The organism is Williamsia sp. z34, assembly GCF_059553395.1.
In genome coordinates, this window is sequence record NZ_JCANWW010000005.1 from 22898 (window position 1) to 43983 (window position 21086).

The 21086-nt window shown below is 65.2% G+C and carries 19 protein-coding genes; 6 read left to right on the forward strand and 13 right to left on the reverse strand.

Annotated features, from left to right (window positions below; genetic code table 11):
* Positions 1-6: 6 nt before the first annotated feature.
* Complete coding sequence (locus AC51GT_RS13715; protein ID WP_496329123.1) at positions 7-894, forward strand: TIGR03621 family F420-dependent LLM class oxidoreductase; 888 nt, start codon at positions 7-9, stop codon at positions 892-894.
* On the opposite strand, the gene atzF is transcribed toward AC51GT_RS13715, so the two are convergent.
* Genes atzF through AC51GT_RS13740 form a run of 5 tightly spaced genes read right to left on the reverse strand, consistent with a single transcriptional unit; the run spans position 866 to position 7683 of the window.
* A complete protein-coding gene (gene atzF / locus AC51GT_RS13720) occupies positions 866-2527 on the reverse strand; it encodes an allophanate hydrolase (RefSeq protein WP_496329124.1) in 1662 nt (553 codons plus the stop codon). The genes AC51GT_RS13715 and atzF overlap by 29 nt on opposite strands.
* Positions 2524-4527 (reverse strand): 5-oxoprolinase/urea amidolyase family protein, encoded by a 2004-nt coding sequence (locus AC51GT_RS13725; RefSeq protein ID WP_496329125.1) that lies wholly within the window; start codon positions 4525-4527, stop codon positions 2524-2526. Before AC51GT_RS13725 ends, atzF begins: the two co-directional genes overlap by 4 nt.
* 4 nt (positions 4528-4531) lie before the next feature.
* A complete protein-coding gene (locus AC51GT_RS13730) occupies positions 4532-5221 on the reverse strand; it encodes an urea amidolyase associated protein UAAP2 (protein ID WP_496329126.1) in 690 nt (229 codons plus the stop codon).
* On the reverse strand, positions 5221-6081 hold the full coding sequence (locus AC51GT_RS13735) for an urea amidolyase associated protein UAAP1 (RefSeq protein ID WP_496329127.1): 861 nt from the start codon (positions 6079-6081) through the stop codon (positions 5221-5223). The genes AC51GT_RS13730 and AC51GT_RS13735 overlap by 1 nt, the downstream gene beginning before the upstream one ends.
* A 39-nt stretch (positions 6082-6120) precedes the next feature.
* On the reverse strand, positions 6121-7683 hold the full coding sequence (locus tag AC51GT_RS13740) for an amino acid permease (RefSeq protein WP_496329128.1): 1563 nt from the start codon (positions 7681-7683) through the stop codon (positions 6121-6123).
* Positions 7684-7897: 214 nt separating this feature from the next.
* Between AC51GT_RS13740 and AC51GT_RS13745 the strand changes: the two genes are divergently transcribed.
* Positions 7898-8512 carry a TetR/AcrR family transcriptional regulator gene (locus AC51GT_RS13745; protein WP_496327385.1) on the forward strand — a complete coding sequence of 205 codons (615 nt, stop codon included), beginning with the start codon at positions 7898-7900 and terminating at the stop codon, positions 8510-8512.
* Positions 8513-8515: 3 nt separating this feature from the next.
* Here the strand turns inward: AC51GT_RS13745 and AC51GT_RS13750 are convergent, their stop codons facing one another.
* The 5 genes from AC51GT_RS13750 to AC51GT_RS13770 all read right to left on the reverse strand — a co-directional run bounded on the left by AC51GT_RS13750 (position 8516) and on the right by AC51GT_RS13770 (position 12827).
* The gene (locus AC51GT_RS13750) at positions 8516-9175 is read right to left on the reverse strand and encodes an NADPH-dependent F420 reductase (protein ID WP_496329129.1); all 660 of its coding nucleotides are present in this window, start codon (positions 9173-9175) and stop codon (positions 8516-8518) included.
* 82 nt (positions 9176-9257) lie between these two features.
* Complete coding sequence (locus AC51GT_RS13755) at positions 9258-9932, reverse strand: response regulator (protein ID WP_496327383.1); 675 nt, start codon at positions 9930-9932, stop codon at positions 9258-9260.
* Positions 9929-11110 (reverse strand): sensor histidine kinase, encoded by a 1182-nt coding sequence (locus AC51GT_RS13760; RefSeq protein WP_496329130.1) that lies wholly within the window; start codon positions 11108-11110, stop codon positions 9929-9931. Before AC51GT_RS13760 ends, AC51GT_RS13755 begins: the two co-directional genes overlap by 4 nt.
* A gap of 146 nt (positions 11111-11256) precedes the next feature.
* Positions 11257-12294, reverse strand: a complete 1038-nt coding sequence (locus tag AC51GT_RS13765) for a sigma-70 family RNA polymerase sigma factor (RefSeq protein ID WP_496327381.1) — start codon at positions 12292-12294, stop codon at positions 11257-11259.
* 56 nt (positions 12295-12350) lie between these two features.
* Positions 12351-12827: a nucleoside deaminase gene (locus AC51GT_RS13770; RefSeq protein WP_496327380.1), complete on the reverse strand. Its 477-nt coding sequence runs from the start codon at positions 12825-12827 to the stop codon at positions 12351-12353.
* A 45-nt stretch (positions 12828-12872) separates the two neighbouring features.
* On the opposite strand from AC51GT_RS13770, the gene AC51GT_RS13775 reads away from it, so the two are divergent.
* From AC51GT_RS13775 to AC51GT_RS13785, 3 genes are all read left to right on the forward strand, one after another.
* The gene (locus tag AC51GT_RS13775; protein WP_496327379.1) at positions 12873-13676 is read left to right on the forward strand and encodes a DUF72 domain-containing protein; all 804 of its coding nucleotides are present in this window, start codon (positions 12873-12875) and stop codon (positions 13674-13676) included.
* Between the two features lie 87 nt (positions 13677-13763).
* Positions 13764-14759, forward strand: a complete 996-nt coding sequence (locus AC51GT_RS13780) for a YihY/virulence factor BrkB family protein (protein WP_496327378.1) — start codon at positions 13764-13766, stop codon at positions 14757-14759.
* Between the two features lie 86 nt (positions 14760-14845).
* A complete protein-coding gene (locus tag AC51GT_RS13785) occupies positions 14846-15547 on the forward strand; it encodes a hypothetical protein (RefSeq protein WP_496329131.1) in 702 nt (233 codons plus the stop codon).
* An 82-nt stretch (positions 15548-15629) separates the two neighbouring features.
* Here AC51GT_RS13785 and AC51GT_RS13790 read toward each other — a convergent pair whose 3' ends face one another.
* From AC51GT_RS13790 to AC51GT_RS13800, 3 genes are read right to left on the reverse strand one after another with little or no spacing between them, the layout of a single operon-like run.
* Entirely contained in the window at positions 15630-16856 is a 1227-nt protein-coding gene (locus AC51GT_RS13790) for an SfnB family sulfur acquisition oxidoreductase (RefSeq protein ID WP_496329132.1), read from the reverse strand.
* A complete protein-coding gene (sfnG, locus tag AC51GT_RS13795) occupies positions 16853-17971 on the reverse strand; it encodes a dimethylsulfone monooxygenase SfnG (RefSeq protein ID WP_496329133.1) in 1119 nt (372 codons plus the stop codon). Before sfnG ends, AC51GT_RS13790 begins: the two co-directional genes overlap by 4 nt.
* A 33-nt stretch (positions 17972-18004) precedes the next feature.
* Positions 18005-19183 carry an LLM class flavin-dependent oxidoreductase gene (locus AC51GT_RS13800; protein WP_496329134.1) on the reverse strand — a complete coding sequence of 393 codons (1179 nt, stop codon included), beginning with the start codon at positions 19181-19183 and terminating at the stop codon, positions 18005-18007.
* Positions 19184-19626: 443 nt separating this feature from the next.
* Here AC51GT_RS13800 and AC51GT_RS13805 point away from each other — a divergent pair, with 443 nt between their 5' ends.
* Positions 19627-20982 carry an ROK family protein gene (locus AC51GT_RS13805; RefSeq protein WP_496329135.1) on the forward strand — a complete coding sequence of 452 codons (1356 nt, stop codon included), beginning with the start codon at positions 19627-19629 and terminating at the stop codon, positions 20980-20982.
* The last annotated feature ends 104 nt before the right edge of the window (positions 20983-21086 follow it).

Genomic DNA, 21086 nt, shown 5'->3' on the forward strand with positions numbered 1-21086 from the left:
AGATGCATGGGTACAACACGTGACTTTCGGTTCGGCGTGAACCTACTGGGTCGTGGCGGTGTGGCTGAGTTCTTGGCCCAGGTTCGTGAGGCCGAGCGGGGTGGCGTCGATGTCATCTTGTTGCCGGATCATCTTGAGCTCGGGGCGCCGTTTCCCATGTTGGCCGCCGCAGCGGCAGTCGCGCCCACTGTCCGGATCGGCACGTTCGTTCTCAATGCCGGTTTCTATCGTCCGGCCCTGCTGGCCCGAGAGGTCGCCAGTATCGATCAGCTCAGCGGGGGACGTTTCGAAGTCGGTATCGGCGCCGGCTATGTGGAGAGCGAGTTCGACGCTGCCGGTTTACCTTTCGGGACACCCGGTGAGCGGGTGCAGCATCTACGCGATACGGTGCTGGCACTCAAAGACCTTCTCGGGCGTGACGACCACGAGCCGCCATCGGTGCAGAAGCCCCCGCCGATCATGATCGCCGGAACCGGGGACAAGATCCTCACGTTCGCGGCGAGGCACGCCGATATCGTCGCCCTCGCCGTGGTCGCCGACGACGAGGTGCTCGCCGAGCGTGTCGGATTCATCCGATCCGCGGCCGGTGGCCGGTTCGATCAACTCGAGATCAATCTGATCATTCTTGATCTCGCCATCGATCGTGAACCCGACCTCGACGTCCTGCGGAGTCATCGACCGACGGATACCGATGCCGAACTCCTGGCGTTGCCAAACGGGTTGCGCGGCAGCCATGCCGAGGTCGTTGCCCGGATCAGGGAACTGCGGGACCGCTTCGGAATCAGCTACCTGACGCCGATAGACCCGCCCGCCGCCGATCTGCAGGCGTACGGGCGGGTCATCTCAGAACTGCGGGGAGGGCAGCCTAGCGCTCCAACCAGTGTGTCGCAGTGAGTGGTTCGGCGTCGGCCACGGCATCGTGACTGCAACCGAAGCCGACAGTCCAGCGGCCGTCGGAGAGCTCAACCGGACCCAGTGTCATCGGCGCCGGCAGCTCTGCGAGGAACGTTCCCAGGGCGGCCGGGGACAGGGTCCAGAGTTCGCCGCGGATGGATTTGCCGTGGTCGCTGTCGCGGACCAGTCCGGGCTTGGCCGGTTGGGTGTCGAGCGCGACCAGACGGTATTCCGGCGCGGTCGCGGCTTCACCCGACCATCGGGCACCGCGGCTGGTCAACTGACTGTCCAAGGGCTGTCCCCGCAGATGGGCCCCGACCACGAACACCTCGGTGACATCGGCACCCGCTCGCTCCGGCCACGACGGACCGGTGGCAGGCAGGCTGCTGCCGATGCGCCCGGCGATGTCGAGTGCAACGGCGTCGTCATGGGCACGTCCGATCACGGTGATGCCGAACTGCGCTGTGCTGCCATCTGATTCGATGACCTCCCCGGCCGGGACGGCCACCGCGCACAGGTTGAAGAGGTTGCAGAAATTGGTGTACGTGCCCATCGTCGCGTTGACCCCGACCGGATCGGCGGCCACCTGCGCCAGGGTCGGATGCATCGGGGCCGTCGGCACCAGCAGGGCCGCGGCGTCGCCGAGGGCCTCGAGTGCGCGGACACGCAACTCCTCGACGCGTCGACGATCGGCCAGCAGCTCGGTGGCCCGGAAGCGGTCGGCACCACCGATGATCCCGGCCACCGTCGGGTCGAGACCAGCCGAATCGTCGGCGGCCGTGATGAACTCGCCGACCGCGTCGTACCGTTCTGCCACCAGAGCGCCCTCGTACAGGAGCTTGGCGGCGGCGAGGAAGTCGTCGATGTTGATGCGCTTGACCACGATGCCCGCCGACTGAGCCTGTTCAACGGCTGCTGCGAAGGCGGCCTGCCAGCGTTCGTCCAAGGCGGGCAGCGTCTCCGGGACCGCAACCACCGGGTGCTCGGCCGCTGCGAAATTGGTATCGGCGGGCCATGTTCCGACGTCGGACATCACGCCCATCGCGCGGTTGGCGAGGTCGAGGTCGGCGGCCAGGATCGTGACGCAGTCATAGCTCGCGCACGCCGGTACGACACCGGTGGTGCTGACCACGCCCAGCGTCGGCTTGATGCCGACGATGCCCTGTAAACCGGCCGGCACCCGACCGGATCCGGCGGTGTCGGTGCCGATCGCGATGTCGGCGAAACCCAGGGCGACGGCGACGGACGATCCGGAACTGGATCCACCGGAGATCCGGTCGTCGCGACGGGAATCACGCACCGCGCCATAGGGACTACGGGTTCCGACGAGCCCGGTCGCGAACTGGTCGAGATTGGTCTTGCCGATGACCACCGCGCCCGCGGCCCGGAGCGCGGCGACCGAGACAGCGTCGACCTCTGGCAGGTATTCGTAGCCGGGGCAGGCGGCCGTGGTCGGGAGCCCGGCCACGTCCACGTTGTCCTTCACTGCCAGGACCACACCGGCAAGCGGACCGCCGGCGGCCAAAGATGCGGCGTGTTCCCGGGTTACGTCGGCCTGCTCACGCAGTGTGATGAAGACTTCCGGGCGATCGGCCGCGGCGATCGCGGCGTAGATCTCGGCGATGCGGCTCATGCCACCCTTCCTGTTTTGATGGCGAACTCGCCACCTTCGGACCAGCGTCGACGTTCTTCGGTTCGGGCGATCTCCATCGCCGTTCGCTCGGTGAGGATGTCGGCGGCGTTCTCGTCGAGGTACTGCTGGTGTTCGGCGAGCGAGAACGTCCCGTGCTCGATCTTCACCTCACCACGACCGGCAGCGGTGTCGGCGCGCAGGTCGAGCAGTTCGTCCGCACTCACCGGGTACCACCTGATCTTGTCGAAGAAGCGCAGCAACCACGGGTGCTCGGGGTCGAATCCGGCCGCTTCCAGTGGATGCCGATGATTCCACACCTGGGTGGTGCGCCCGACGAACTGGTAGCCGCCGGGACCTTCCATACCGTAGATGCACATGTAGGCGCCACCGATCCCGACCGCGTTCTCCGGTGTCCACGTGCGGGCCGGGTTGTACTTGGTGGTGACCAGCCGATGGCGGGGATCCAGGGGGACCGCAACCGGTGCACCGAGATACACGTCGCCAAGGCCGAGCACGAGGTACGAGGCGTCGAAGACGATGCGGTGGACATCGTCGACCGAGTCGAGTCCGTTCATCCGCCGGATGAACTCGATGTTCCACGGGCACCACGGGGCATCGGAGCGGACCCCGAGCATGTATCGCTCGATGGCCTCCCGCGTTGCCGGATCGTCCCAGGACAGCGGTAGGTGGACGGTCCGGCTCGGGACCACCAGTTCCGACGCGGCCGGCAACTGGGCCTCGCACTCGATCAGCCAGTCCAGCAGAACCGATTGCCGCAGTCTGGTCGGGTCGACCTTGACCTGCAACGACCGGATGCCGGGGGTGAGGTCGATGAGTCCGGCCGGACGATCCGCTTCGATCCGCTGGGCGAGTGCGTGGACGCGGGCCCGCAGCGCCAGGTCGAGCGTCATGTCGCCGTATTCGACCAGGATGTTGTCGTCACCGCTGCGCCGGTAGGTGACCACGGTGCTGCCGTCGGCGGTCATCGTGGACCCCAGGACACCGTTATCGAGGTCGCCGCCGGACGACAAGACCACACTGATGTCGGAGCGACGGGCCGAACCGAGGTCGGCGGGGCTGGCCGTCTGCGCTGAACGGACGGGGACGAAGCGCACGGTGTTGCCGGGTTTGAGCTGTCCCATCTTCCAGCGATCGGCGGTGGTGATCGTGACCGGGCAGACGAAGCCGCCCAGACTCGGACCGTCGGGCCCGAGCAGGATGGGGGTGTCGCCGGTGAAATCCAGCGCACCGACCGAGTAGGCGTTGTCGTGAATGTTCGACGGGTGCAGACCGGCCTCGCCGCCGTCGGTGCGGGCCCAGCGCGGCTGGGGTCCGACGAGCCGGACGCCGGTCCGGTCGGAGTTGAAGTGGACTTCGTAGGGCGTGTTGTAGAGGTCGTCGATGTCTTCGACGGTGAAGAACTCGGGTGCGCTGTGCGGTCCGACGGTCACCGCGAGGTGCCAGTTCTCGGTGAGCGCGGGCTTCTCCTCGTTCAGGATGCGCCGGGGCGCAGTGACCAGGTCGGCACCGGCACAGGTGAGGGTGTCGCCCTCGGTGAGCGGACGGCCGTCCTTGCCGCCGAACTTGCCGAGCGTGAACGTGGAACGGCTACCCAGGTACTCCTCGGCCTCGACACCACCGGCGACGGCCACGTAGACCCTCATCCCGACCGGTCCCGCCGCGCCGATGTCGAGGATCTCCCCGGCCTTCACCGTGACCGGGGCCCACTGCGGCACCGGAATCGAACCGACGGTGACAACGGCCGGCGCACCGGTGACCGCGACGACGGTGTCCTCGGCAAACGTCAACCGCGGCCCCATCAGGGTGCATTCGAGTCCGGCTGCGCCCTCGGGGTTTCCGACCGCCACGTTCGCCAGGCGGAACGACAGGTCGTCCATCGGCCCCGACGGTGGGACACCGACCTGCCAGTGCCGGATACGTCCGGGCCAATCCTGGATGGTGGTCTGCGGACCCGCCCGCAGGACCGAGATCGTCGACATTGCTTCAGGCGCCTTTCGAAACTGCTGCCGGCCGGGTCACGACGACGCGGACGGCGGTGGGGTCGAATCCGTTGCAGGGGTTGTTGATCTGCGGGCAGTTGGAGATCAGGACCAGGGTGTCGACCTCGGCGCGCAGTGCCAGTCGGAGTCCCGGTGCCGACAACCCGTCGACGATGCCCAGCGAACCGTCGGCATCGACGGGCACATTCATGAAGAAGTTGACGTTTCCGACCAGATCGGCCTTGCCCAAACCGTGTGGTGCGCCACCGATCAGAAAGTTCTCGACGCAGGCGTGCTGGTGTTTGGTGTGGTGTCCGTATCGCAGCGTGTTCGATTCCTGTGAACAGGCGCCACCAACGGTGTCGTGGTTGCCGACCTCGTCGGCCACGATGGTCATCAGCGGGGCGCCCTCGTGATCGCGGATGACACTGCCGGTGGTCAGGAAGATGTTGCCCTGTGCCGCGATCGTCGCCTGAGCGGAGTAGCGGACCGCATGATCGTGGGCGCCGAAGAACAGGGTGTCGACGGCCTGATTGCCGTGGAGATCGACGATGGTCAGCACATCACCGGCCGCGACCACACCCGACCAGGGTGCGCGGTCTCCGATCACGTGATCGGAGATCACCTCGCCGGGGATCAGGGCCAATTCGTCGGCCGATGCCGTGGCGGCGGATGTTGTTGCGGTGGTGGACATCAGACGGTCCTTTCAAAATGGGCGGCGTTCCAGGCGTCTTCGGAGTTGAGGACCGCGCGCTGGTACTCGGGGTCGGTGTCGCGCAGCCCGGTCACCGCGGCGTCGAGGTCGGCAGGTGCCTTCCAGGCCAGCACCTCCACGGGGCCGACGTCGAATGTCGGTGAGGGATCGAGCGGGTGGGCGGTGTTGACGATCGCCACGGTGCACGGAAGGTGCAGTAGCAGGTCGACGTACTTGTCTTGTCCGGCAGATCCTTTGGAGGTGAGCGATCCATCGGCCTCGACCACCACGCTGTGGAAGAAGGAGATGGACGGCACGACGTCGGTGGGTGTGAGCCCCTGCTTGGCCGCGGCCAGCGTGAACAACTCACGTCCCGCCGGCGAGTGTGAATGGACCTCACCGGCACCATACTTCTCGGTGTTGGTGGACAGGGTGGTGGTGCCGCACAGGGCATCGTGATGGCCCGAGGTGTCCTCGACGATGGTCGCCAGCGCCCGACCCTGATCGCTGAGGAGCGGGTGACCGGTGCCGAGGTACGCCTGCCATGGCACCTTCACCGTGTCGGCGACATTGAGCCGCTCCCACGGGGCATCGGAACGCCACAACAGCAGATGCGCACATCCGGTGCCGGTCACGTCGCGGAGTCGGAGGCGGGTGCCCCGGGCCAGGACCTTGACGGTGTAACGGCCGCCCGGGATGGTCTCGGCCCATGTCATGTCCTGTGGTGCGGTCTCTTCCGGAATCGCGGGCCATGCCGAGGCGGGGACGACCGGCATGGAGTCGGTGATCGTCTGGGCCTGAGCGCGGGCGTGTTCGCGGGCGCCCGCCGTGGTTCCGGTGGTGGCTCCGGTTGCAGTCATGATGAATATCCTTGTGCGATAGGTGGGTTGAACGGTCTGCTACTCGGAAGCTGCAGCTGACGGCGCCGGGACCGGCATCGGGTGCTTCTTGCCGTGCGGGAAGCAGGCGATACCGACGATGATCGCGACCACGATGCAGATCGGGCCTGCCCACTTGAGGATCGGCATCTCACCGGCCGGATCGAAGATCTCTTCGCGGGGCCAGGCGAGGTTGATCACCATCAGGAATCCGTAGACGACGGCCAAGATGTTGACCGGGATCCCGAAGCGTCCCAACGTGAACAGCTTCTTTCCCTCGGAATCCACCCGCACGTCTTCGCCGGGCCAGCCCTTGATGCGGCGCCAGAGCATCGGACCGGTGACGGACAGGTAGGCGAGGTAGATCAAGATGATGCAGACGCTGGCCAGGGTCGCGAAGATGGCGGAGTTGCCGACGTTGACCACGAGCACACCGATGCACAGGACACCGATCAGGATCGACGGTGCGATCGGGGTTCCGGTCTTCGGGTTGACATGAGAGAGGATCCTGGAGGCCGGCAGCCGGTCATCACGGGCCATCGAGAACATCAACCGCGAGCAGGCGGTCTGAATTGCCAAGGTGCAGATGAAGATCGCGATCACCACGTCACAGAGCAGGACCTTGCCCCAGAAGGATCCGAGGACCGAGTCGAGGACATAGGGGAGACCGCCGACGGCGAGTTCCTCACCCAGGCTGGGTGCGGCCATCAGTGCGCCGAGCAGCATCAGTCCGCCGCCGATCGCCGAAACCGTCAGTGCCAGACGGATCGTGCGCGGAGCGACCCGACGCGGATTCTTTGTCTCTTCGGCGAGTTCGCCTGCGGAACCGAAGCCGACCATCACGTAGGCGGCCATCAGGCCGGAGACGATGAACGCCCAGATGTAGCCGGGCTGTTCACCGGGGAGGCCGGTGTCGAAGACGACGTCGGGTCCACGCTCGGCGTGCGTGAACAGCGCCAGGATCACCGCGATCACACCGACGATCTCGCAGGTGACGCCGATGTTGTTGATCCGGCTCATCCAGTTGACGCCGATGCAGTTGATGAAGGTCGTGACGACGAGCAGGATCGAGCCGAGCAGGACCGCATTGGACGCTCCGCTGGTGCTGGTCAGGGCGGAGTCGTCGCCGATGAGCTGGAAGCCTTCCCAGATGGAGGGCATGACCACCTGCAACGCGATGGCCGCAGCCGATGCGGTGACGATCTGCGCGAGCATCATGAACCAGCCGCCGAACCACCCGATGACCTCACCGCCCATGCGCCGTGCCCACTGGTAGATGGCACCCGAGATCGGATACCTGGCGGCGATTTCGGCAAAACAGAGCGCCACGAGGAACTGGCCCGCGTAGACGATGGGCCAGGTCCAGAAAAACGCCGGACCGCCGAAAGAGAAGCCGAGGCCGAACAGCTGGAAAATCGTGGTCAGGATCGATACGAACGAGAATCCTGCAGCGAAGGATGCGAAGGTCCCCAATGACCGGTGCAACTGTTGTGTGTAACCGAAGGCAGAGAGATCGTCGGAATCGCCGATCTTCGAGGCACTCCCGGCGCTCGGCGCCGAGGGTGGTTGCGCTGTTGCGGTCATGGCGGGTCTTCCTGGTCGTGGGCGCTGCGGCCCGATTAACCTGTCGAGTGATAGATAATCGTGAAGCGATTTCTATCGAGTGACAGGTTTGTTACCAGGGTGCTACCACGTGAAACGATTAGGTTTCGCAAACCACACTGCGCCGCAGGTCGGGGGCTTGCGCTGAGGATTGGTCCTGCCCGAAAGCGGCCGGGCGACAGTAGGGTAAGTGCTTGTGAGTCAGATTGCGGCAGGGCCCGGGCGCCCGCGGTTGGTGGAGCAGCGCCGCCGTGGGGCAACCGCGCGCGACGAGATCCTCGACGCCGCCGCCGAGTTCTTCACCACGCGCGGGTACTCGGGTACGTCCACCCGGATGATCGCCGAGGCCGTCGGGATCCGGCAGGCCTCGCTCTATCACCACTTCAAGACCAAAGACGACATCCTCGAGGCGCTTCTGCAGGACACCGTGCTCGCGCCGCTGGAGGTGGCGACCGCCCTGCTCGAAGCCGACGGGTCAGCGCTGGAGCGGCTGCAGCGACTGGCGCGCTTCGACGCCGGGCAGCTCGCCGGCTCTCGCTGGAATCTCGGTGCGCTGTACTCGTTGCCGGAACTTCGGACCGAGCGTTTCGCCGAGTTCCGCAGTGCCCGAAGTGACTTGGCACGAATCTACGCGCAACTGGCCGGAGAGGTCCTGGGCAATCACACCGATCCCCGCCGGCACCTGCCGTTCCGGCTCGTCGAATCGGTGATCAGCATGCGATCGGATGAGATGGTCGGCGCGTTGGGCGCGGACTCACTCGAAGACCTGGTGACGGTGCTCGTGGACAGCGCCGAACTGGTCTTGAAGTAGCGGTCAGGCGCGCCACTCGGCGGTGCGTTCCGGGCTCGCTTGCGCGAGTGCTTTTTTGGTGGCTTCCGCATCGAAGTCTTTGCCGTACACCGGGGTTCCGGGCTGTTGCCGCCACGACTGTGCCAACGATCTGGCATCGACCGGGTCGAAACCGAGTTCGTCGACCAGCGCCGACACGATCTTTTTGCCCTCGGCGTCGTCGCCGGCGATGGGCAATGCGATCCGGCCCTTCGTTCCGGGCGGGGTCCCCTTCTCCAACAGGTGCTTCCAGTAGATGCCGTTGAAGACCTTGAAGACGGGCTCGTTCAAAACCTCGGAGACCCAGACACTTTCCGGCGTCCCGTCTTCGATGGCGTCGATCTTCCCGTCGCGTTGCTGCGGGTAGTAGTTGTTGGTCTCGATCACCGGCGCCCCGGGTTTGCGATTCGATAGGATTCCCGGCGCCAGGTCAGGGGTGTTCTTCTGCGGAATGCTGACGATCACCAGGTCTGCGTCTCGGGCGGCGTCCTTCGCCCAGACCGCTTCAGCGCCGGTTTCTGCGGCCAGTTCGGCAAGGGTCTGCGGATCCCGTGAATTGGCGACCCGTACCTGGTGCCCCAACCGCGTCAGTCGGCGGGTCAGCGTCCCGCCGATGAAACCCGCACCGATGATCCCGATTCTCACAACTGACCCCTTGCGCTGATGGACGACCACGTGTCGGGAAGTTCAACCGGTCTGATCACCGGATCATTCCGTGTCTCGATCGCTACCGGACCTCGTCCGGCAGCACATCGTGGACGAGCAGCGCGATCTGCACCCGATTGTTGAAGCCGAGCTTGTCGAGCATGTGGGAGATGTGCGTCTTGACGGTGGCGACGGACACGTGGAGTCCGGCCGCGATCTCGGCGTTGGACATCCCACGGGCGGCCGCCACCGCGACCCGTTGTTCACCGGCGGTGAGTTGCCCGAACTGTTCTGCGCCGCGGCTGCTGCGACTGTTGGGCTCGGTGTAACGCTGAATCAGCTTGCGGGTGATGGCGGGTGAGAGGATCGGTTCGCCCGCGGCCACCTTGCGTAATGCCGCGATCAGATCGCGAGGGGGTGTGTCTTTCAGCAGAAATCCGCTCGCCCCGGCACGCAGGGATCGCAGGACCAGGTCGTCGGTGCTGAAGGTGGTCAGCATGATGACGTGCGGTGGGTCGGGCAGTGCCCGCAGCACGGTGGTGGCGTCGAGTCCGTTGACCTTCGGCATCCGGATGTCCATCAGGACCACGGTCGCGTCGGTCTCGCGAACCAGCTCTGCCACGCCGGCCCCGTCTGCGGCCTCACCGACGATCGTGATGTCGGGCTGGCCGGTCAGCATGGTCCGCAGCCCCGCACGGATCAGCCACTCGTCGTCGATCAACAGAAGACGGATGCCGGTACCCGGTTCGTCGCTCACGGCAGACACTCTCCCTCCCAGGGCAGCCGTGCGGACAACACGAACCTTCTGTCGACGATGCCGTGGTGGAGCGTGCCACCGGCCAACGTCACCCGCTCGTTCAGGCCGACCAGCCCCGATCCGGTTCCCGGGATCGACGGGTACATGCCCGGGTTCAGTGGTTGCGCGATGGTGATCGTCAACCCGGTTCCTGGCGACCCCACGATCCGTACGGTGACCGGCACCGCCCCGGCGTGCTTGCGGGCATTTGTCAGCCCCTCCTGGACGATGCGGTAGGTCGCGCGACTGACCACGGCGGGCACCAGTTCCACGTCGCCGACGTCGACGGTCGCCTCAACCGCGCTTCCGGCCAGTTCTGTTTCGTCGAAGAGTTCGGGCACAGTGGCCAGGGACCTGGTCGGTTCGGCCAGGTCGTCGTCGGTCTCCTCGCGGAGCATGCCGATCACATCCCGCAGATCGACGAGCATCTGATGGACTCCGGCCCTGATCACGCCGGCCGCCCGGCTGATCTCCTCCGGGGAGGCGTCTGGCCGAAACTCGAGGGCGCCCGCGTGGACCGACAGCAGACTCATGCGATGCGCGAGCACGTCGTGCATCTCCCTGGCCAGACGTTCGCGTTCGGTGGCGCGGGCGTGCGCGATCCGTTCGCGTTGCTCGGACTCGACGTTGCGGGCGAGCTCGGCCAGCGAGATGAGCAGTTGCCGGCGATTACGCACCATCGTTCCCCAACCGAGCACGGCGACGGTGAGCAGCACAGAGAACGCCAGGATCACGCTCCAGGAATCCTGCTCGGCGTCGGGGTACAGGAAATAGTTCGACATCGCGGCACCGATACCGAGTGCGCCGATGGCCAACGAATAGCGCAAGGGTCGGTGGACCGCGAGCGAGAACAGGGCCAAAAACGCAGGGCCGGTGATGAATGAGGCGAATCCGGACGCGACGGTGAGGATCAGTGCGACGGCCACGGGCCACCGGCGGCGCCAGACCAGGGCGATACAGCCGAAGAGACCGAGAACGATGTCGGCGGCCAGAAGCGGACCCCAGTTCTCGAGCCGACCACCGATGGTGAGACCGCCGATCCCCGCGGCGAGCAACACCATGAGCACGTCGATCGTGATATCGCGAGTGGTGCGTCGACCCGTCAGCGGATGCGGATCGGCCTCGAGGGTCTCGCGCACCGCGCCGGGCATCCATGCCGGGCGCGTGGGCAAGCTGTCCCAGCCGCTGCCTTCTGACTGTGCACCGAAGCACCGAAGCGACTCATCCCACGATGGTGTCCGGTTCCGGCCGCAGATGCATCAGGCGAAAGTCTGAGCTGGATCGATCAGTCGGCGATCGAGGGCTGAGCAGCAACCGTCCGGGTTGTCGGCGATGCGGTGGCAGGCAACCCGAATCGGGCAAAATCTTCGACCATCGTTTCGGAGAAGAACACCACGACATGCGCGACACCGGACCGGGTGATGTCGAGGACCTGTAGCTGAAAAGGGCGATGCACACCGTCCTGTGGATCGCGCATGTACAGCCCGAAAGCCGGCTGGCCGTTGGCGGTGGTGGGGAGCAGCACCATGTCGTCGGCCTTCTCGGCCGGACAGTTGTGTTCGATGAGACGGCCGATGATCGACGGGCCCTGGTACCAGCCGGTGAACGGCGGCATCTCCCAGATGGCCTTGTCGGTGAAGAGAGCCACGATGGCGTCGATGTTGTAGGTCTCGAAGGCCTCGACCCACTTCTGCAGCATCTCTTGCTGCGCCTGGTCCTCGGGCTCGGTGATCGAATCGCGCTCGGGAGAGACCTCTTTGAGCTGTGCCCGCGCCCGCTGCAGCAGGCTGTTGACCGTCGCGGTGGTCAGATCGAGCGTCTCGGCGACCTCCGCGGCCCGCCACTGCAACACGTCACGCAGGATCAACACGGCGCGCTGGCGCTCGGGCAGATGCTGGAGGGCGGCGATGAATGCGAGGCGAATCGATTCGCGGGCCCCGACGATGGTTGCCGGATCCGCGGTTTCGGACAGCGTCTCGTCGGAGTCTGCGAAGGGCTCGAGCCAGGGAACCTCGTTGTCCTGCAGCAGCGGTGCCTCGGGATCGTACGAGTCACCACCGAGGCCGGAGGGCAACGGCCGGCGCTGCTTGGAACCCAGCGCAGTCAGGCAGGTGTTGGTCGCGATCTTGTACAGCCACGTACGGACCGAGGAACGGCCGTCGAACTTGGAGTACCCGCGCCACGCCCGGATGAAGGTCTCCTGGAGCAGGTCTTCGGCGTCGTGGTGCGACCCCATCATCCGATAGCAATGCGCCAGCAATTCACGACGGAACGGCTCGGTGACCTCCAGGAAGTCTGAATCCGCTGGCGCCTCGACAGTCATGTGACACAGATTACGGGAGCAGTCGGACACCAGCCAGCCCAAAAGGGCACGATCTCTCAGTTGTTCCAGAACCCTTCATGCACCTCGGCGGCCTCGGGCATCGGGATGGGACCGTGCACCGCGGTGGGTCGCTGGCCGGCTGCGAAAACCTCCCGGCAGGGGAGCGCCATGGTCGGATTCTGCTCGTCGGCGCCGGTGATGACGGCCAGGTCGGCCTCCGACAGGGCGTAGACGACCGTTCCGATCCCGGCCCAGTAGACCGCGCCCGAGCACATTGCACAGGGTTCGGCCGAGGTGTACATGGTCATCGTGGAGAGTTCGGCGGGCGTGAACCGGCCGGAGGCCATCCGGGCGAGATTGGTTTCCGCATGTCCGGTGGCGTCTTTTCCGGTTTCCACCGTGTTCTGTGCCTCGAGGACAACCTCTCCGGTGCGGGTCGCCAGCAGTGCGCCGAAAGGATGATTCCCGGACTCACGGGACTCTCGGGCGATGGCAACGGTGCGGCGCAACAGGTGGTCGTCGATATCGGTCATGGGTATGAGTGTGCCTGGTGGGGTCTGTGGTGTAGTTGTGGAGGGGTGATCCGAATCGGGACTTCCGGATGGGTGTATCCGCCGTGGCGCGGCGAGTTCTACCCGCCGGGCCTGGCGCAGCGTCGCGAACTCGAATACCTCTCCCGCACCCTCAATTCGGTCGAGATCAACGGTTCCTTCTACTCGTTGCAACGCCCCACCAGCTATCAGCGGTGGGCGGAGCAGGTCCCCGACGACTTCGTCTTCGCGGTGAAGGGACCGCGGTTCATCACGCATATGAAGCGGTTGGTCGACGTCGATCAACCGCTTGCGACGTTCTTGGCCTCCGGCGTCCTGGCGCTGGGTCCCAAGCTCGGACCGATGCTCTGGCAGCTGCCCCCGAACATGCCGTTCGACCCCGACGTCGTGTCGGCGTTCGCCGATCTGTTGCCGCGGACCACCACAGAAGCCGCGGAAATGTCCCAGAATCACGGCGACAAGGTCGACGGACGCGCCTGGACGAGCACCGATGCCGAGCGTCCACTGCGGCACGCGATGGAAGTACGCCACCCGAGCTTCGAAACTCCGGAGTTCCCACAACTGTTGCGGGAGAAAGGCATCGCGCTGGTCCTGGCGGATTCGGCGGGCAAGTTCCCGGTGATCGACGAGGTGACCACGGATTTCGTGTATGCCCGGTTGCACGGTGAGCACGAGTTGTACACCAGTGGCTACACCGACGATTCCCTCGACCGGTGGGCGGCGCGCTTTCGGGAACGGGCAACCGTCGGCGATGTCTACGTCTACTTCGACAACGACGCCAAAGTGCGTGCACCCCACGACGCGCGGGCACTGCTCGATCGGCTCGGGTGAGGTCCTCGGGTAGCGTTGTCGAACAGCGCACTCGCTTGCAAACGGCGCCACTTTTCAAGATGTGTCGGTACGACGTGAGGTGCTTCGATGATCGACCGACTCGACAGGCTGCAGCGGCGGCACCCCGTCCTGGGTTTCGGGATCGCCGTCATCTACAAGTTCGTCGATGATCAAGGCGGATACCTCGCGGTCCTGATCACCTATTACGCCTTCCTGTCGATGTTCCCGTTGCTGCTCCTGCTGACCACCACCGTCGGCATCGTTCTGGAGGGCAACCCCGAACTGCAGCGGACGGTGATCGATTCGGCCCTGAGTCAGTTCCCGGTCATCGGTGACCAACTCGGGACACCGCAGGAACTGAGCGGTGGTGTCGCGGGCATCATCATCGGTCTTGTCGGTGCCATCTACGGCGCCTCAGGTATCGGTCAGGCGACCCAGAACGCGATGAACACGGCATGGCAGGTACCGCGCAACAGCAGGCCGAATCCGATCTTGTCGCGGGTACGAAGTCTGCTGTTGCTCACACTCATTGCGCTGGCGCTCGTCGCGACAACGGTCCTGACGACCTTTGGCGGACTCTCGGGCCCGCTCAGTACGTGGCAGAGCTTCTGGGTGGGGCTGGCCGCGGTGCTGACCAACTCGGCGATCTTTGCCGTTGCCTTCCGGCTCAGTACGACCTCCAAGAGCGTGAGCTATCGCGACGTGTTGCCCGGCGCGATCGTGATGGGTGTGGTGTGGCAGCTGTTGCAGACCTTTGGAGCGGTGTACGTGACGGGCGTGGTCAAGAACGCCAGCACCACCAACAGTGTCTTCGCGGTGGTCCTGGGTCTTCTCGCATACTTCTATCTGGCGGCGATCGCCGTTGTCCTGTCCGCTGAGATCAACGTGGTGCGCAAGCACCGGCTTTATCCCCGGGCATTGCTGACCCCGTTCACCGACAACGTCGATCTGACCCGGGGTGATCGAAAGACCTACACGCGGCAGGCGAAGGCGCAGCGGGCCAAGGGATTCGAGCAGGTCACGGTCACTTTTGAGAAGCCTGATCAATCGGACGAAACAGATAAAGGTTCGCAAAAGCAATAATATTCGGTGCGGGAACTTACGCTGCAGTGAGTTCGTATGCAGCAAGCATCGAGACAGTGATCAGAAAGGCTCCACACAAAATGGGGATGAAGACCCGTGTTGTTTCTTCGGCCGCAGCGATGGCCGCCACCCTCACCCTCGGTGTTGCACTGGCCGGCCCGGCCGCTGCCGACACCATCGATCTCGAGGTCGATTACACCGCCAACACCTCGACCGTCATCAAGAAGCTCAACCAGAAGGTCGACTTCCCGGCGACCCCCCTCGCCACGACGCTGAGCCTGGAGTTCCCCAGCCTCGAAAAGGGCACGCTCAGTGGCCAGTTGAATCTCCCCACCACCAGCACCGACCTCAAACTCGGACCGCTGAACCTGGCAACGATCAAAATGTCGATCGTTGATCCCTCCGAGGTCACCGGCACCGCGGGGATCGACATGGAGACCTTCGACGTGACCCTGAAGGCTCAGCAGAGTTTCAAGATCAAGATCGACAGCATTCAGCCGCTGGGCATCAGCACGGGTTCGGCAAATCTGAACCTGCTGCCCCCGAAGGCGAACTGTGTGACGTCGGTGACCACGGCCGACCTGAGCGGCACGGCCAACCTCAACGAAGGGCTCGACACCGTTCTCAGTGGCACCTACGAGATCCCGGCGTTCACCGGCTGCGGCAACCTCGTCGGTCCCGTGCTCAACTCGCTGGTTTCGGGCCCCGGTAACACCCTGACGGTGGATCTGAAGACCAACACCGACGGTGCTGCCACCTCCATGCTCCGGCAGGCAGCGAGCAGCTAGACCGAAACTTTCGGGCAAACCCGCATAAAACTCATGCCCATGCACACCGCGGTGTGCATGGGCATGAGTGCTGTTCGGGCGATCAGATGACGCCGTGCAGCGGTGGCGGCGCGTCGTGGAGCAGAGCTTTTCCGATGTGCTGATACTTCCAGCGCACCGGGTCGTGCAGGGTGTGGGTTCGGGCGTTGCGCCAGAAGTGGTCGAGTCCGAGATCGGCTGCGGCGCTGCGTGTGCCCGACACCTCGAACAGGGCCGAGGAGACCTCGTTCGCAGCCCGGTCCGCGACGATCTTGGCCGTCGCGACGGCGATCGAGGCCTCGGCCGCTCGCTCGGCCGCGTTCTCTGCCGTCGCGGAAAAGGTTGCGTCCACCGCGTTTCCGGCCACGGACAAGGTCGCCTCGGCGGTTCGGACCTCGACCGCGAGTTCCCCGAAACGCTGGATCAACAGTGGGTCGTCGATGGCCCGGTCGACTCCGGCCTCGAACCACGGTCGGCTCTTTGTCCGCGCGAAATCGGTTGCGGCGCGCAGGGCGCCGCGTGCGATACCGGCGTCGATCGCCACGTGCAGCAGCTGGGCAAAGGCCCCGTACCCGGCCGGGGCGTTGAGTGCCCTGGCGCGGGCCACCAGGTGCCGGGGTTGCACGGTGACGGCTTCGAAGGTGATAGTCCCACTGCCGGTGGTGCGCTGTCCGATGCCGTTCCAATCGTCGACGATGCGGACCCCGGCAACATCGGCGGGTATGAACGCCACGTATTCGCCTGGCTCGAGCCCGGATTCGCCGTCCGGGTCCTCCAGGCGCGCGAGTACGGCGAGCGTATGGGCGTAGAGGGAGCCCGTGCAGTAGAACTTCGAACCGTCGAGCTGCAGGCCTCCCGAAACCGGTGTGATCGTTGTCGAGATGTCGGCGATCGTTTTGCCGCCGCGCTCGGACTGTGCGTTGGCGATACGGCCACCGCCGAGGACATCAGAGAAGATGTCCCGCTGCTGGGTCTGGGTACCGGCCAGCCGCAACAGGTTCAGATACACGAAATGGCTGTGCGGGATCTGCGCGATGTTCGGATCGGCTGTGGCCAGGATCCGGACGATCTCGGCCACGACACCTGGCGTCAGGTCGGCTCCACCGAACTGTGCGGGGACGGTGATCGCCAACAGTCCACTGGCGGAGAGCTCGTCGATCTCACGGTGGGGGAGTTTGCGGTCACGGTCGCGGGCAGCGGCCCCGGTGGCGAAATGTGCCGCCAGCGTGCGTGCCGTCGAAAGCGCCTGTGCCGCAGAGTCGATACGGGTTGCTATCGCGGTGCTGCTCACGACGCGCTGACACCGGCAGCTTCGTCTGCTGCTTCGATTTCACGAACCAGCGGGAGCACCTTGGCGCCGAAGTACTCGATTTCTTCCTGGAAGTGCAGGAAGCCCCCGAGTACCAGGTCGACCCCGAGTCGCTTGTAGGCGACGATTCGCTCGGCGACCTGCTCAGGGGTGCCGATGAGCTTGGTCTTGAAGCCGTCGTTGTACTGCACGAGGTCCTCGTACGACGAATTGGCCCACATGCCCTTGTGATCGGATGTGGACGCGCCGGCCTGCTGGACCGCGTCACGGAAGCCCTCGACCGCAGGACGATTGGCCTTCGAGATGATCTCGCGGAGGGTTTCGTGCGCCTCGGCCTCGGTGTCCCGGGCGATGATGAAACCGTTGAGGCCGAATCTGACCTCGCGGTTGTGTGCCCGTGCCACCGCTCGCAGGTCTTCGACCTGCTCGGTGACGCCGTCGAAGTCCTTGCCGTTGGAGAAGTACCAGTCGGCGTAACGGCCACCGTTGTTTCGGGCCGCGGTGGAGTTACCGCCCTGGAACAGCTCGGGATTCGGGCGCTGCGGTGTGTTGAGCGGCTTCGGCTTGAGGGTGAAGTCGCGGATCCGGTAGAAGTCGCCGGCGTATTCGACGTTGTCCTCGGTCCAGATCTTCCGGATAACCTCGAGGAACTCGGCACTACGTCGATAGCGTTCGTCATGCTCGAGCCATGGTTCTCCGAGCGCCTTGAACTCACCGGAGAACCATCCGGACACCACGTTGATCGCGAAGCGGCCATTCGACAGGTGATCAGCGGTGGCGCCGAACTTGGCGAGGACCGCGGGATGCCACAGTCCGGGATGGACCGCCGCGATGACCTTCAGCTTTTCCGTCGCACCGAGCAGTGCGAGGCTGAATGAGGTTGATTCGTGCTGGAATTCGGCACCGTACGACGCCATGTAGCGCACCTGGGACAGGGCGTATTCGAAACCGTTGTTCTCGGCGGTCCGGGCGAGCTTCTTGTTGTATTCGAAGTCCCAGCCGGTGCGCTGTTCGATGTCGCTGGTGACCAGGCCACCGCTGACGTTGGGCACCCAGTAGGCGAACTTGATCTGGTCGGCGATCTTCTCGGTGGTCATGGGTTCATCTCCAAAGTTGAGGTGGAGGCAGATTTACGAGGCGCCGGCCGGTTCATACGAACTCAGGAACGCGCCGCGAACCGGTTCGTGGGCGTGATCGCCGGCATCGAGCAGGCCGCGCCGGACCAGACGCGGACGGACGCCTTCACCGAAGTGGTAGGCCTCTTCGACGTGCGGGTATCCGGAGAGGATGAAGTGGTCGAGTCCGAGCGCGGCATATTCTTCGATCCGGTCGGCGACCTCGTCGTGCGACCCGACGAGTGCGGTTCCGGCGCCGCCGCGGACCAGACCCACCCCGCTCCACAGGTTGGGGTAGATCTCCAGGGAGCGGGCGTCGGTGGTCGAACTGAAAGCCGCCCCGCCGCTGTGGAGTTCGAGCATCCGCTTCTGTCCTTCGGACTCGGACTGCGCGAGGTTCTTCTGGGCACCGGCCACCACCGCCGGGTCAAGGGCTCCGAGAAGCCGATCTGCCTCGGCCCAGGCCTGTTCGGAGGTGTCGCGGGAGATGACGTGGAGCCGGATGCCGTACGTCAGCTCGCGTCCCTCGGCAGCGGCAAGTCCGCGGATCCAGTCGAGTTTGGCGGCGACGGCGTCGGGCTTTTCGCCCCACGTCAGGTAGGTGTCCGCGAACTTCGAGGCCACGGCGCCCGCGGCCGGCGAGGATCCGCCGAAAAAGACCGGGGGCAGTGGATCGGGGCGCCGGGCGAGCTGTGCGCCCTGCACCCGCAGGTGCTTGCCGGTGAAGTCGACGGGCTCGTCCTCGGTCCACAGGCGCCGGACGATGTCGAGGTACTCGCCGCAGCGTTCGTAACGGGCGTCCTTCGACAGGAAGTCGCCGAATGCGCGCTGCTCGGACGATTCGCCACCGGTCACGACGTTGAGCAACAGGCGTCCCTTGGACTGCCACTGGTAGGTCGCCGCCATCTGTGCGGCCAGGGTCGGGCTGATCAGCCCCGGACGCATCGCAACCAAGAACTTGAGGGTGTCGGTGGTCTCCAGCAACATCGCCGTCGACAACCAGGCGTCCTCACACCACAGGCCGGTCGGGGTTAGGACGGCTTCGAAACCGTTGACCTCGGCAGCCCCGGCCAGCTGGTTCAGATAACGCAGCGTTGCCGGACGATCGCCTGACATGTCCGAACCGTGACCACCTGCCATCAGATTCCGGGAGTCGCCGTACGTCGGCAGGAACCAGTGGAAATGCAGGGACACGGCGGGTGCCTTTCTGTGGGAAACGAGGAACGCAACCCAGTGTGGGCTGTATTCGGGATTCCTTTCCACAATTTCGTTCGCCGTGATTTCAAGTCGACGTGGAGGTCGGCGCCGGGGCTATTGTCGCCGGTGAGCTCGTCTCCGACCCGGGTTCGACCGGTGGGTGCGACCGGTTCACTTCGGCTCGTACCCACTGGTCGATCGTTTGCAGCGGGGTTGTGTCACTGCTATGTTTGCGCCTATGTCGAGCTCTGGTCACCACATCCCGGAGGTCACCTATGTGACTACCGCGTTGGGATGTCGTCTGCCTTTTGCTCGCGTCCTCTGTTGTCGAATGTCCTGATCTGATCACGCCGCGCTCGCGGCATTTTCGAATCTGACAACTTCTCGCCCCGGAACCCCCATGGGTTCTTCGGGTGGGATCATCCGACGAGGACATTTAAATGACTGCAACACTTGATCACCGCATTGTTTCCGGCTCCACCACCCGCTCCACCGTCACCCGTCCGTCCGAGCGAAGCGGATCGCGACCCCTGGTCGGCTCCCGCGTCACCGCGCCCGGGCGTCCTGCCCGTCCGCTGGGTGTTCCCGGCCCGAAGAAGGCACCCAAGATTCACATCGCGAACCCGCAGCTGCATCTCTCGACCAAGCCGGCAGCGGTTGTGCTCCGGGCTGCGCGTCTTCACGGACCGGTGTTCCGGGATGCCGCATCGAGCGCCTCTGGATTGAGCATCTCGACCGTGAACCGCCAGGTCAGTGCGCTGCTGAAGTCCGGTTTGCTGCGCGAGCGCGCCGATCTGGCCCCAGCGGGCGCCATCGGGCGTCCGCGGTTGCCCTTCGAACTGAACACCGCCGACTTCTTGACCGTGGGCATCCACATCGGCCTCAAGGTCACTTCGATCACCACCCACGACCTCTTCCACCGCGTGGTCGGTGCCATTCAGATCCCGACGCCGGTGGCGGACACGCCGGAACAGTCTCTGACCTCGATCGGCCTGAGCACCAAGCGTTTCCTGTCTCGCTGGCCGAACAAGAAGATGTTGTGGGCCGGCGTTGCGCTTGCCGGTCGGGTCGACAAGGCCGGCCGAAACACCCACCCGCGTCTCCCGTGGGAATCCGCCCCGGTCGGCGAGGTACTGGCGTCGGTCATCGGACTGCCGATCTCGGTGGCCTCGCACGTCGAGGCCATGGCCGCCGCGGAATTGCTGCTCAACCCCCAGGCCGAACTGCTGGTGGACCCGGCCGAAGAAGGCGGCAGCTTCGTCTACTTCTACGCCCGTGAATCGGTGGGTATCGCGTTCACCGTGGGTGGCAGCGTCTACACGCCGGCCGGTGGCCCGCCGGAAATCGGGCACTTCCCGGTCGGCAAGACCGAACTGCTCGATCCGTCGGGCACCGGACAACTCGAATCGACGGTCACCGACACCGGCATCGTGGATGCCGCGATTGCGGCCGGACTCGCGATCGGCAACATCGACGAGGTGCACTCGCTGGCGGCCGAGGGCAATGATCTCGCCCGGGCGATCCTGGCCGAGCGGGCTGCGGTCCTGGGCCGCGCAGTCGGTCTGATCGGGGACATCTTCAATCCCGACCACGTCGTCCTCGGTGGCCAGGCTTTCACCGATGCACCCTCGACGCTTCCGATGGTTGCCCAGGCGGTCCGGGAAACCTCCGTAGCCCCGCGACGCGACGTGCGGGTATCACGTTCCGGCGCAACGGTTCAGCAGCAGGCCGCCGGCGCGGTCTCACTCGATGCGATCTACAGCGACCCCATCGAAGCCCTCGCCCGCACCGCATAACCCCCCCGCCGAGCGTGCCGAAAAAACCGCCGACCGTGCCGAAAAAACCGCCGAGCGTGCCGAAATCACCTGTGCAACTGCATTATCGGCACGGTCAACGGTGA